An 11067-nucleotide genomic window follows, 5' to 3' on the forward strand; every position below is an offset into this window, starting at 1 on the left:
AAGGCGACGTGCGCTTCGAACCGGCCAGTGCATTGGTGGCCGGTATCGACGGGCTCGACGATCTGCGCCTGATCGTCGCCCAGGCCCCGGATCATCTGGAAGCCGGCGGTTGGCTGATGCTCGAACACGGCTATGATCAAGCCGAAGCCGTGCGTGATCTGTTGCTGACTCGCGGGTTCGAAGAGGTTCACAGCCGCACCGATCTGGGCGGCCATCAACGGATCAGCCTGGGGCGCCTGCCGTGCTGAATGATCAGGAATTGCTGCGCTACAGCCGGCAGATTCTGCTGCAACACATCGATATCGATGGGCAACTGAAGCTCAAAGAGAGCCGCGTGCTGATCGTCGGCCTCGGCGGACTCGGTGCGCCGGTCGCGCTGTATCTGGCGGCGGCCGGTGTCGGCGAATTGCATCTGGCGGATTTCGATACCGTTGACCTGACCAACCTGCAGCGCCAGATCATCCATGACACCGACAGCGTCGGCATGAGCAAGGTCGACTCGGCACTCAAGCGCCTGAGCGCGATCAATCCCGAGATTCAACTGGTGGCCCATCGTCAGGCACTGGACGAGGATTCCCTGGCCGCTGCCGTGTCTGCGGTGGATCTGGTGCTCGACTGCTCCGATAACTTCTCCACCCGCGAGGCGGTCAATGCCGCGTGTGTGGCCGCGCGCAAGCCATTGGTCAGCGGCGCGGCGATTCGTCTGGAAGGGCAGTTGTCGGTGTTCGATCCACGCCGCCCGGAAAGTCCGTGTTACCACTGCCTGTACGGGCATGGCAGCGAAGCCGAACTGACCTGCAGCGAGGCTGGTGTGGTCGGGCCGCTCGTGGGGCTGGTCGGCAGCCTGCAGGCGCTTGAAGCCTTGAAGGTGCTGGTGGGCTTTGGCGAACCGCTGGTGGGCCGCTTGCTGCTGATCGATGCCTTGGGTTCGCGCTTTCGTGAATTGCGGGTCAAGCGCGATCCTGGTTGCAGCGTCTGTGGATCGCAGCATGCGTGAGGCACCGATCGCGGTGTTCGACTCCGGTGTCGGTGGCTTGTCGGTACTGGCCGAGATCCAGCAGTTGCTGCCCCATGAATCATTGCTGTACTTCGCCGATTGCGGGCACATTCCCTACGGCGAGAAAACCCCGGAGTTCATCCGCCAGCGCTGCAATGTGATGGCCGGTTTTTTTCGCGAGCAGGGCGCCAAGGCGCTGGTGATCGCCTGCAACACCGCGACGGTGGCCGCTGTTGCCGACCTGCGTCGGGACTTTCCGGAGTGGCCGATTGTCGGCATGGAGCCAGCGGTCAAACCGGCTGCTGCCGCCACCCGCAGTGGCGTGGTCGGCGTACTCGCCACCACCGGCACCTTGCAGAGCGCCAAGTTCGCCGCGTTGCTCGATCGTTTTGCCACCGACGTTCGCGTCATCACCCAGCCGTGCCCCGGTCTGGTGGAACTGATTGAAAGCGGTGATCTGCACAGTGCCGAGTTGCGCAGCCTGCTACAGCATTATGTCGATCCGTTGCTGGCCAACGGCTGCGACACGATCATTCTCGGCTGTACGCACTATCCGTTTCTCAAGCCGCTGCTCAGGACGATGATCCCCGACAGTATCAGCCTGATCGACACCGGTGCGGCGGTAGCGCGGCAACTGCAACGGTTGCTGGCCGAACGTGATCTGCTCGCCGAAGGTCAGAACCGCCCGGTCAGATTCTGGACCAGTGCCGACCCCACGTTCTTCCGCAAGACCCTGCCTCTGCTGGGCCAGATTGCCGGCGACGTCGAAAAATTCAGCTTGTAAAAAAAATGTGAAATAACTAAAAAAACAGCTGAACTTCTAATCACGCGCTAGCTTCTATAGCGATGAGTTATCTAGAAAACCAAACGATCGTTCCGGAAAAGGAAGTTTCAACGTGAAGCGACTATTCTGCTTGGCCGCGATTGCGGCCGCACTGATGGGGCAAAGTTTTACCGCACAAGCCGCAGGCGTTGAGTTTGCAGTGGGTGCGACCAGCGATTCGACCATGACTTATCGCCTGGGCATGAATTTCGACTGGGACCAGAGTTGGCTGCAAAGTGATGTCGGTCGCGTGACCGGTTACTGGAGCGGCGCCTACACCTATTGGGAGGGTGACAAGACTTCCAGCAACAACAGCCTGTCGTTCTCCCCGGTATTCGTTTACGAGTTCGCCGGGCAGTCGGTCAAACCGTATGTTGAGGCGGGCATTGGTGTGGCAGCGTTCTCCAACACCAAATATGAAAGCAACAACATCGGCGGCTCTTTCCAGTTCGAGGACCGTATCGGTTTCGGCCTGCGTTTCAATGGCGGGCATGAAGTCGGGATCCGTGCGACGCACTACTCCAATGCCGGCCTGGCCAGCAGCAACGATGGTGTAGAAAGTTACGCGCTGCATTACACGATGCCGCTGTAAGCAAGATCAAAAGATCGCAGCCTGCGGCAGCTCCTACAGGAAACCCAATCCCCTGTAGGAGCTGCCGCAGGCTGCGATCTTTTTGCTTCTAATCAGCGGTAAGCCGTGGCAATCCCTTTACGCTCTTCAATGCACTCCGGTGCCCCCATCTCGAATTCGCGACAGATCAGCGGACGTTTCTCGTAGATCGTGCACATCATGCTGTCGCGATCCAGCGCCGCGCACCAGCCGTCGTCCAGACGCAGCATCACTTCACCGCCCCACTCATCGGTATCGATAAAGCGTTCAGGCACGCCGGTGTCGGTAATCAGCATCACCTCGAGCTGGCAGCAACAGGCGGCGCAAGTCGAGCAGGTGACCGCAGGTTCGGCTATTTGCCGATGGGGAATGGTTTTCATGGCCGCAGTGTAAGGCAGTGGCCGGTGACCGTGTGAAAGGTCTGACAGACGCTCAGTGGCTCAGACGCCGCGCCATCGTATGCAGCAACGGAAGCAGCAGCGCCCACAGCAGCCCGATGCCGATCAGGGTCGGCAGTTCGCCGTAGGGAAATTGCACCCCGGCCAGACGCCCACCGGCGTAATAGGACGCGGCGCCACCCACCGCGCCGAGCACGCCGGCCAGCCACCAGGGCCGGGCGCTCCATTGCAGGCAGTGGCGCAAGGTGGTGGCGAGCAAGGCCCAGAGCAGCATCAGCCACAACGGAATCAGCGGCGCCGGATCCTGAAAATCGAACACCCCCGCCGCGCGCAGCACGCTGTCCACCGCCGTGCCGACAATCACCACGCACAGTATCAGCCGGCCTTCCGCCGCCCAACTGCTGATCCAGCCCAGATGGATCACCAGCACCGCCAGCGCCAACAGCAGCCACAAACTGTTGCCACCCAGCACACAGGCCAGCCAGCCGACCTGGAACAGGGCGGCATTGATCAACCGTTCAAGCATCGAAACGTCCCAGGAGCGGTGCCGGCATGGCCGCCGGTTTGGCCAGCAGCAATTGCGCGGTGCCGATGGTGCGCTCAAGAAACCCGCCTTCGCAGTAGCACAGGTAAAACTCCCACAGCCTGAGGAAATAATCGTCGTAACCCAGTTCGCTCAACCGCCCGTGGGCGCGGCGAAAGTTCTCATGCCACAGGCGCAGGGTGCGGGCGTAGTGCAGGCCGAAGTCCTCCATGTGCAGCAGGTTCATGTCGGTGTCGCGGCTGACGATCTCCAACATCTTCTGCACACAGGGCAGGGCACCGCCGGGGAAAATATAGCGCTGGATGAAGTCGACGCCGCGCTTGGCCTGCTCGTAACGTTGTTCACGGATAGTGATCGCCTGCAACAGCATCAGGCCGTTGCTCTTGAGCAGATGCGCGCATTGCTTGAAATAGGTGGGCAGGAAGCGATGGCCGACCGCTTCGATCATCTCGATCGACACCAGTTTGTCGTATTCGCCGCTGAGGTCGCGGTAGTCCTTGAGCAGCAGCGTCACCCGATCCTGCAACCCCAGGGCTGCAATACGCTTTGCGGTAAACGCGTACTGCTCTTTCGACAGGGTCGTGGTGGTGACGCGGCAACCGTAATGCTGCGCCGCATAGAGCGCCATGCTGCCCCAACCGGTGCCGATCTCCAGCAAATGGTCTTCGGGTTTGAGCGCGAGTTTCTGGCAGATCCGTTCCAGCTTGTTCAGTTGCGCCTGTTCCAGGCTGTCTTCTGGGGTAAGGAACTGCGCGGCGGAATACATCATGGTCGGGTCGAGAAACTGTTCGAACAGATCATTGCCCAGGTCATAGTGCGCGGCGATGTTTTTCTGCGAGCCCTTGCGCGTATTGCGGTTGAGCCAGTGCAGGCCTTGCACCAGCGGCCGGCCGAGGCGGGCCAGACCGCGCTCCATGGCGTCGAGCACGTCGAGGTTGCTGACGAACACGCGCACCACGGCGGTCAGATCCGGCGAACTCCAGTAACCGTGGATAAACGCTTCGCCGGCGCCGATCGATCCGTTGCCGGCGACCATGCCCCAGACCGCCGCGTCCTGCACATGAATTTCACCGAGCAGGTGGCTGCCCGGCGTACCGAACATCAGACGTTCGCCATCCTCGACCACCAGCAATTGCCCGTGTTTGAGCTGACTGAGTTGCCGCAAAACGCCGCGACGCAACAGCGAACCGGTCAAACCGTTGGTGCTGAAGCGACTGACCGACAGACTAGAGGATTTCATGGCGGCGCTCCTTGGGAGGCACAGTGGCAATCTGAAAGCTGCCGTCGGCAGACTGATGAGCAAAGATCGGCGCGCGTTTGAACAGCAGTCGCACGGCCTGCCAGTAAATCGCCAGGGCGGTTTTCGCGGTCATCCACGGGAACCTGCGCAAATAGCGATGCAGGCTGTGGCGATCGAGGTTTTCGCGCTGCAGATTGAGCGTGGCGTCGAACAGTTTGTGTTTGCCCTGCCAGTCGGCCATGTGCACGCCGAGGGTTTGCGCGGCGGGGCTGAAACTCATGCGGTACTCAAGATCACGCGGCAGGAACGGCGATACATGAAAGGCTTTGGCTACCGCAAAGTGCTGGTGGAAATCCTGCAGATCGGTCGGCGCACGGGCCGGCAACACGTAGTGATAACGCTCGCGCCACGGCGTGTTGGTGACTTCACAAAGAATCGCCGCCAGTTGGCCGTCGGCCTCATGGCAATAAAAGAAGCTCACCGGATTGAACGCCAGACCCCAACTGCGCGGTTGGGTCAGCAGGCAGACCGATCCTTGCGGCTCATGTCCGAGGGCAACGCTGACTTGCTGGCGCACCGCATCGATCAGGCGCATGCCGCTGCCGGTGAAGGTTTTCAGGTAGTCGGTTTCACGAAACGAAAACGGCGCAAACCGGCTGCGACTGGCGAACGGCGATAGCCCCAGCACGGCGTCCTGCTCCGACAGATCGAGATACAGCAACCCGATCCGGTAACGGAATTCGTGGCGTCTGGGTGCAAAACGCCGGTGACCGATCCAGCCGCTGTACAGGGCGCTGTTCACAGGCTTTCCCCAAAGGCTGCGGCCACGCGCAAGGCGCTGACCACGCCATCTTCATGAAAACCGTTGGCCCAATAGGCGCCGCAATAATGGGTGTGTTGCTGACCATCCACTTCACCCCAGCGATTTTGTGCCGCCACCGCCGCGAGGCTGAATTGCGGGTGGGCGTAGGTGTATCGGGCAAGCACCTTGAATGGACTGATGCCGGCGCTCTGGTTGAGGCTGACGCAGAACGTGGTGTCGCTCTGGATGCCCTGCAGGATGTTCATGTCGTACGTCACGGCCGCGTGCGTGTGACCGGCGCCGTTGAGGCGATAGTTCCAGCTCGCCCAGGCCAGTTTGCGGGTCGGCAGCAGACGGGTATCGGTATGCAGCACCACTTCGTTATCGGCATAGGGCAGGGCACCGAGGATCGACCGCTCCGCCTGACTCGGTGCACCGAGCAGTTGCAGGGCCTGATCGCTGTGGCAGGCGAGCACCACTTTGTCGAAACGCTCGATGCCGGCCGGGCTGTGGATAACCACGCCGTGTTCGTCGCGATCGATACGAGTGACCGGGCAATTGAGGCGGATCCTGTCGCTGAACCCTGCGCTCAAGGGTGCGACATAAGCACTGGAGCCGCCTTCGATCACCTGCCATTGCGGGCGATCACCGACGGATAACAGTCCATGATTCTTGAAAAACCGCACGAAGAACTGCAGCGGAAAATTGAGCATCTCGGCCATCGGCATCGACCAGATCGCCGAGCCCATCGGCACGATGTAATGCAGGATGAATCGCTCGCCGTAACCGCCGGCCTTCAGGTAGTCATCGAGGGTCATGTCGGCGGCGATGCGCTGCTCGTCGAGATCGCGCCGGGCTTCTTTGTTGAAGCGCAGAATGTCGCGCAGCATGCCCCAGAACCCCGGCGACAACAGATTGCTGCGCTGGGCGAACAGGCTGTTGAGGTTGTTGCCGTTGTATTCCAGACCGGTGTCCGGGTCGGTTACCGAGAAACTCATTTCGGTGGGCTTGAAGGCCACGCCCAGTTGCCCGAGCAGACGAATGAAGTTGGGATACGTCCAGTCGTTGAACACGATGAATCCGGTGTCGATCGCATACGGGCGACCGTCGACGGTCACCTGCACGGTGTGCGTGTGGCCGCCGACCCAGTCGCTGGCCTCGAACACCGTCACGTCATGTCGGCGGTTGAGCAGGTAGGCACAGGTCAGCCCCGCAATCCCGCTGCCGACGATCGCGATTTTCACGCCGGATCCCTCAGCGGTGGCGGTTTGCGCACCATGCGCTTGCCGATCGCCAGTTGCAGCCGCGACGGCAGTTTCGACAGTGGCCACAAGGCCGCCATGAACAGTGCCGGGAAGGCGATTTCCAGTGGCCGTTCGTTGAGTCTGGCGAAGATGTGCCGCGCGGCCTTGCCCACAGGCCAGCTCAGGGGCATGGGGAAGTCGTTTTTCGCGGTCAGCGGCGTATCGACGAATCCGGGGCTGACCACGGTGACCTCGATGCCTTCATCCGCCAGATCGATGCGCAACGATTCGAACAGGTAACGCAAACCGGCCTTCGACGCGCCGTAGGCTTCGGCCCTGGGCAAGGGCAGATAGGTCACCGAACTGGCGACCCCGATCAGATGGGGAGCGATGCCGTTGCGCAACAGCGGCAGGGCCGCTTCGATGCAGTAACTGGTGGCGAGCAGATTGGTGCGCACCACGTGCTCGATGATCGAGGCGTCGAATTGCCGGGCATCGACATATTCGCAGGTGCCTGCATTGAGAATCACCGAATCCAGCGAGCCCCAATCCTCACTGATCTGCTGACCGATCTCGCGCACGGTCTGGCTGTTGGTCAAGTCGCCCGGCACCACCAGCACTTGTCCCGGATAACGTTGAGAAAGCACTTTCAACGGGGCGACCTGACGCGAACTGACCGCCAGGTGAGCGCCGGTCTTTAGAATCTCTTCAGCCAGCGCTGCACCGATGCCACTGCTGGCACCGGTCAGCCAATAACGACGTGGAGGCGTACGACTCATCCCATTCTCCTTTTTAACCAGGTAATCACCCGGCCCAATACGGGTAAATGTTCATACAGCAGTGCCCCGGCGTCGAAGTAGTCCCGGTGGCGATAAACCTTGTCGCGCCAGAGCAGATGCGAGCAGCCGGCAACCCGGATCAGGCGGCCACCGGCAAGGCGCGGGTGGCGATAACTCATGACCCAGCGCAGATACCCCTCACCGTCGCCGATCTGGTCGAAGCCGTGAAAATCGAAACGCAACTCGCTGACGTTGGCGTACAGCTCGCTGAAGTAGGCGCGTAATGGCGCCAGTCCCTGTACTTCATGCAGCGGATCGGTGAAATGAATGTCATCGCTGTACAGCTCGCCCAGGCGTTGCAGGTTGTCTATGTCCAACTCGGCAAACTGGCGGGCGAAGCGGCGCAGGAATTCACTCATGGACCTCTCCCATAGACGAGCGCGACGGCAGGTTCTTGAAGGCCGCCAGCGCCCGTTCGCGCGAAGTCCCGAGATTGACGATGGGCGACGGATAGTCGGCGACGCCGAACAGGTCACCGGCACTGGCCGGGTTGTGCACTTGCTTTTTGTTCAGATGCGTCAGTTCCGGCAACCAGTGCTTGATGAACAGGCCTTCACTGTCGAATTTTTCCGATTGGCTGATCGGGTTGAAAATGCGGAAGTACGGCGCCGAATCGGTGCCGGTCGAGGCGCTCCATTGCCAGCCGCCGTTGTTCGCCGCCAGATCGCCATCGATCAGGTGCCGCATGAAAAAGCGCTCGCCTTCGCGCCAGTCGATCAACAGGTTTTTGGTCAGGAACATCGCCACGACCATGCGCAGGCGATTGTGCATCCAGCCGGTTTCCAGCAATTGGCGCATGGCGGCGTCGATGATCGGCAGGCCGGTGCGGGCCTCTTGCCACGCGGCAAGATCGTCCGGGGCATCACGCCAGGCCAGTGCTTCGGTTTCCGGGCGAAACGCGCGATGACGCGAGACCCGCGGGTAACCCACCAGAATGTGTTTATAAAACTCGCGCCAGAGCAGTTCGTTGATCCAGGTGACGGCGCCGATTTTGCCGCTTTCGAACTCGCCCTGATTGCTTTGCAGCGCTGCGTGCAGGCATTGGCGAGGCGAAATCACACCGGCGGCCAGATACGCCGACAGTTGACTGGTGCCGGGCTTGGCCGGGAAATCACGTTCGCTCTGGTAGTAGTCGATCTGCGCGTCGGTAAAGCGCTCGAGGCGTTGGCGGGCGTGCTGTTCGCCGGCAGGCCAGAGCGCGCGCAAGGACTCGCTCGGGGTGGCAAAACCTTTGACGGACTCGGGTACCGGATCGCTGTCGATATCCAGCTTCGCCTGTTTGCCGGGGGTTTTTACCAACGCTGGCATCGAGCGATGCAGGCGCTCATAGCAGACCTTGCGAAACTGGCTGAACACCTGAAAGTAGGTCTCGGTTCTGGTCAGAACCGTGCCGGGTTTGAACAGCAGTTGGTCGAGGTAGCTGTGAAAACCGATGCCATGGGCGTTCAGGGCCTCGGTCACCGCCGCATCGCGACGGCTTTCGTGTACGCCATATTCTTCGTTGACGTGCACGGCCTCGACGTTCAGTTGCCGGCAAAGCTTGAGCAGCACCGACGGGGCCTGATCCCAATGGTTGGCCGTACGCAGCAGCAAGGGGATGTTCAGCGCGCCGAGGCTGGCGCTCAATTCACGCAGGTTGCGCAGCCAGAAGTCGACTTTGCACGGGGCGTCATCATGTTCCAGCCACTGCTGCGGGCTCAACAGGTACACCGCCGCCGTCGGGCCACGTGCTGCAGCGGCCGCCAGGGCGGTGTTGTCATGTTGGCGCAAGTCGCTGCGCAGCCAGATCAATTGCATGAAATCAAACCTGTCATTAAATGAGCCCACGCTGAACAAGTCCCTGATGCGCCGAGAGCAGGTCTTCGGCGAGGAACAAATCAGCGATTTCGGAAGTTCTTACGGACAACTCGGTCTGGTGGATGCATACCGTTGGTCCGACCAGCATTTTTACCGTGCCGACTCCATTCAGCAGTTTCGGCAGCAGCGCCAGGTTCATGGCTTTGCTGGAATACAGCAGTACGCCACGTGCCTGCAGATGATCGACCGCCAGCGCCAGTTCTCCGGCCGGTAGCGGCCAGTCGAACACTTGCACCGGGCAATCGGCGCTGCTGATCAGCCACGCGCATAGCCACAGGTGGGGTTCCAGTGGCAGGTCGGAATGATTGATCAACAGCAGCGGCGCAGAATGCAGCTGTCGATTGTTATGGTAGATGCGCGCGCCGAATTTGCTGCGTAACCACGAATAAAAGAACACGCGCTCCATTTGCGCACCGAACTGCCCCTGCCAGCGCTGTTCGAGTTCGGCCAATAGCGGCAGCAGCAATTGCTCGCACAGGGTGCGCGGCGGGTACAGGGCCATGGCCTGGTTGATGCTGTCGTCGAGTGTGCGCTCGTCAAGCCGGGTGACGGCGGCGAGCAATGTCTGGTGCAGCCGTTGCCAATCGTTCTCCACCGGTTCGGCAAAGGCTTGCGGCGTATCGAGCAACGGCTTGACCTGGCTGACCGCGACGCCACGGTTGAGCCAGGTGAGGATCGTGTGAATCCGCTGCACCTGTTCGGTGGAGTACAAGCGGTGCCCCTTGGGCGTGCGCTGGGGCACGACCAACCCGTAGCGGCGCTCCCACGCGCGCAGGGTAATCGCGTTGACGCCGGTCTGGCGCGCCACCTCGCGGATCGGCAGCCAGCCTTCGTCGAGCGCTTTCTTGAAGTCGGCGCCGAGGTCTTCGCGGGCGCTGGTGTCAGGTGTGTCGTTCATCAAATGGCATTTCGCAGGCTGAGGTTTTCCGGATGCGGCTGCAGATAAACCTGTTGCGCAATGTACGGATCCGGGTGTTGACGAAAGTGGTGCTTGAGCAGGGTCAACGGCACCACCAGCGGCACGATGCCGTGGCGGTACTGGCCGATGACATGCTGCATTTCCTGCTTGTCTTCAGGGCTGATCGCCTGTTTCAGATAGCCGCTGATGTGCTGCAGAACGTTGCTGTGGGTACGCCGGGTGGCGCACTTCTTCAACGCGCTCATCAATTGGCTGAAGTAACGCGGGCCGAGTTCGACCGGATCGGTCTGCCCCATGTCACCCAGCAGCTTGCCCAAAGCCTTGTATTGCTCAGGGTTGTGCGCCATCAGCAGGTATTTGTAGCGCGAGTGGAATTCGGTCAGCGCGCGGCGGCTCAGGCCTTGTTCGAGCACCTGCTGCCAGGCGCTGAAGGCGAGCACGCGGGTGATGAAATTCTCGCGCAGTACCGGGTCATTGAGGCGCCCGGCTTCTTCCACCGGCAGATCGGGATGCTGCGCGCAGAACGCCTGGGCATAGATTCCTCGGCCGCCGCCATTCACCGGTGCGCCGTTGGCGTGATAGACCTTGACCCGCTCCAGCCCGCACGACGGCGATTGCTGCATGAAGATGTAGCCGCACAGGTCCGTGAGGTCGCCCGCCATCTTTTGTCCGTAGGCCGCCAGCGCATCGGTGACGTTGATGTGCGGGTTTACGCTGCCGATGGCTTCGGGCGCGTCCGGGTCGCCGACCAGGCGGATCGGCTCGCGAGGGATGCCCAGGCCAATGGCGACTTC

The 11067-nt window shown here is 61.1% G+C and carries 13 protein-coding genes and 1 pseudogene; 4 read left to right on the plus strand and 10 right to left on the minus strand.

Annotated elements, in window-relative coordinates; genetic code table 11:
* From DBR18_RS28700 to DBR18_RS04140, 4 genes and pseudogenes are all read left to right on the plus strand, one after another.
* Positions 1 to 248: pseudogene (locus DBR18_RS28700) on the plus strand (protein-(glutamine-N5) methyltransferase, release factor-specific); the annotation flags it as partial.
* Entirely contained in the window at positions 242 to 997 is a 756-nt protein-coding gene (locus DBR18_RS04130) for a molybdopterin-synthase adenylyltransferase MoeB (RefSeq protein WP_108589354.1), read from the plus strand. The pseudogene DBR18_RS28700 and the gene DBR18_RS04130, both read left to right, overlap by 7 nt.
* On the plus strand, positions 990 to 1781 hold the full coding sequence (gene murI / locus DBR18_RS04135) for a glutamate racemase (protein ID WP_108589355.1): 792 nt from the start codon (positions 990 to 992) through the stop codon (positions 1779 to 1781). The genes DBR18_RS04130 and murI overlap by 8 nt, the downstream gene beginning before the upstream one ends.
* Before the next feature lie 112 nt (positions 1782 to 1893).
* Positions 1894 to 2412, plus strand: coding sequence for an acyloxyacyl hydrolase (locus tag DBR18_RS04140; protein WP_108589356.1), 519 nt, complete (start codon positions 1894 to 1896; stop codon positions 2410 to 2412).
* Between the two features lie 92 nt (positions 2413 to 2504).
* Here the strand turns inward: DBR18_RS04140 and DBR18_RS04145 are convergent, their stop codons facing one another.
* From DBR18_RS04145 to DBR18_RS04190, 10 genes are all read right to left on the minus strand, one after another.
* Positions 2505 to 2810: a YkgJ family cysteine cluster protein gene (locus DBR18_RS04145; protein ID WP_025109343.1), complete on the minus strand. Its 306-nt coding sequence runs from the start codon at positions 2808 to 2810 to the stop codon at positions 2505 to 2507.
* Positions 2811 to 2862: 52 nt separating this feature from the next.
* Entirely contained in the window at positions 2863 to 3354 is a 492-nt protein-coding gene (locus DBR18_RS04150; protein WP_108589357.1) for a DUF2878 domain-containing protein, read from the minus strand.
* The gene (locus DBR18_RS04155) at positions 3347 to 4612 is read right to left on the minus strand and encodes a cyclopropane-fatty-acyl-phospholipid synthase family protein (RefSeq protein ID WP_108589358.1); all 1266 of its coding nucleotides are present in this window, start codon (positions 4610 to 4612) and stop codon (positions 3347 to 3349) included. The genes DBR18_RS04150 and DBR18_RS04155 overlap by 8 nt, the downstream gene beginning before the upstream one ends.
* Complete coding sequence (locus DBR18_RS04160; RefSeq protein WP_108589359.1) at positions 4599 to 5414, minus strand: DUF1365 domain-containing protein; 816 nt, start codon at positions 5412 to 5414, stop codon at positions 4599 to 4601. The genes DBR18_RS04155 and DBR18_RS04160 overlap by 14 nt, the downstream gene beginning before the upstream one ends.
* Positions 5411 to 6658 (minus strand): NAD(P)/FAD-dependent oxidoreductase, encoded by a 1248-nt coding sequence (locus DBR18_RS04165; protein ID WP_108589360.1) that lies wholly within the window; start codon positions 6656 to 6658, stop codon positions 5411 to 5413. Before DBR18_RS04165 ends, DBR18_RS04160 begins: the two co-directional genes overlap by 4 nt.
* Positions 6655 to 7437 (minus strand): SDR family oxidoreductase, encoded by a 783-nt coding sequence (locus DBR18_RS04170; protein WP_108589361.1) that lies wholly within the window; start codon positions 7435 to 7437, stop codon positions 6655 to 6657. The genes DBR18_RS04165 and DBR18_RS04170 overlap by 4 nt, the downstream gene beginning before the upstream one ends.
* A complete protein-coding gene (locus tag DBR18_RS04175) occupies positions 7434 to 7856 on the minus strand; it encodes a nuclear transport factor 2 family protein (protein WP_108589362.1) in 423 nt (140 codons plus the stop codon). Before DBR18_RS04175 ends, DBR18_RS04170 begins: the two co-directional genes overlap by 4 nt.
* Positions 7849 to 9294, minus strand: a complete 1446-nt coding sequence (gene phrB, locus DBR18_RS04180) for a deoxyribodipyrimidine photo-lyase (protein ID WP_108589363.1) — start codon at positions 9292 to 9294, stop codon at positions 7849 to 7851. Before phrB ends, DBR18_RS04175 begins: the two co-directional genes overlap by 8 nt.
* Positions 9295 to 9310: 16 nt before the next feature.
* Positions 9311 to 10252 (minus strand): MerR family transcriptional regulator, encoded by a 942-nt coding sequence (locus DBR18_RS04185; RefSeq protein WP_108589364.1) that lies wholly within the window; start codon positions 10250 to 10252, stop codon positions 9311 to 9313.
* Positions 10252 to 11067, minus strand: an 816-nt coding sequence (locus tag DBR18_RS04190; RefSeq protein WP_108589365.1) for a DUF523 and DUF1722 domain-containing protein, incomplete at its 5' end; no start/stop codon positions are given. The genes DBR18_RS04185 and DBR18_RS04190, both read right to left, overlap by 1 nt.

The organism is Pseudomonas sp. HMWF021, from assembly GCF_003061005.1.
In the GTDB taxonomy this organism is placed as follows: Bacteria; Pseudomonadota; Gammaproteobacteria; order Pseudomonadales; family Pseudomonadaceae; genus Aquipseudomonas.

Bases quoted from the DNA above. Each gene is read 5' to 3' on its own strand.
- phrB (WP_108589363.1), bottom strand. From the start codon at position 9,294: ATGCAATTGATCTGGCTGCGCAGCGACTTGCGCCAACATGACAACACC.
- murI (WP_108589355.1), top strand. From the start codon at position 990: ATGCGTGAGGCACCGATCGCGGTGTTCGACTCCGGTGTCGGTGGCTTG.
- DBR18_RS04175 (WP_108589362.1), bottom strand. From the start codon at position 7,856: ATGAGTGAATTCCTGCGCCGCTTCGCCCGCCAGTTTGCCGAGTTGGAC.
- DBR18_RS04150 (WP_108589357.1), bottom strand. From the start codon at position 3,354: ATGCTTGAACGGTTGATCAATGCCGCCCTGTTCCAGGTCGGCTGGCTG.
- DBR18_RS04145 (WP_025109343.1), bottom strand. From the start codon at position 2,810: ATGAAAACCATTCCCCATCGGCAAATAGCCGAACCTGCGGTCACCTGC.
- DBR18_RS04155 (WP_108589358.1), bottom strand. From the start codon at position 4,612: ATGAAATCCTCTAGTCTGTCGGTCAGTCGCTTCAGCACCAACGGTTTG.
- DBR18_RS04185 (WP_108589364.1), bottom strand. From the start codon at position 10,252: ATGAACGACACACCTGACACCAGCGCCCGCGAAGACCTCGGCGCCGAC.
- DBR18_RS04170 (WP_108589361.1), bottom strand. From the start codon at position 7,437: ATGAGTCGTACGCCTCCACGTCGTTATTGGCTGACCGGTGCCAGCAGT.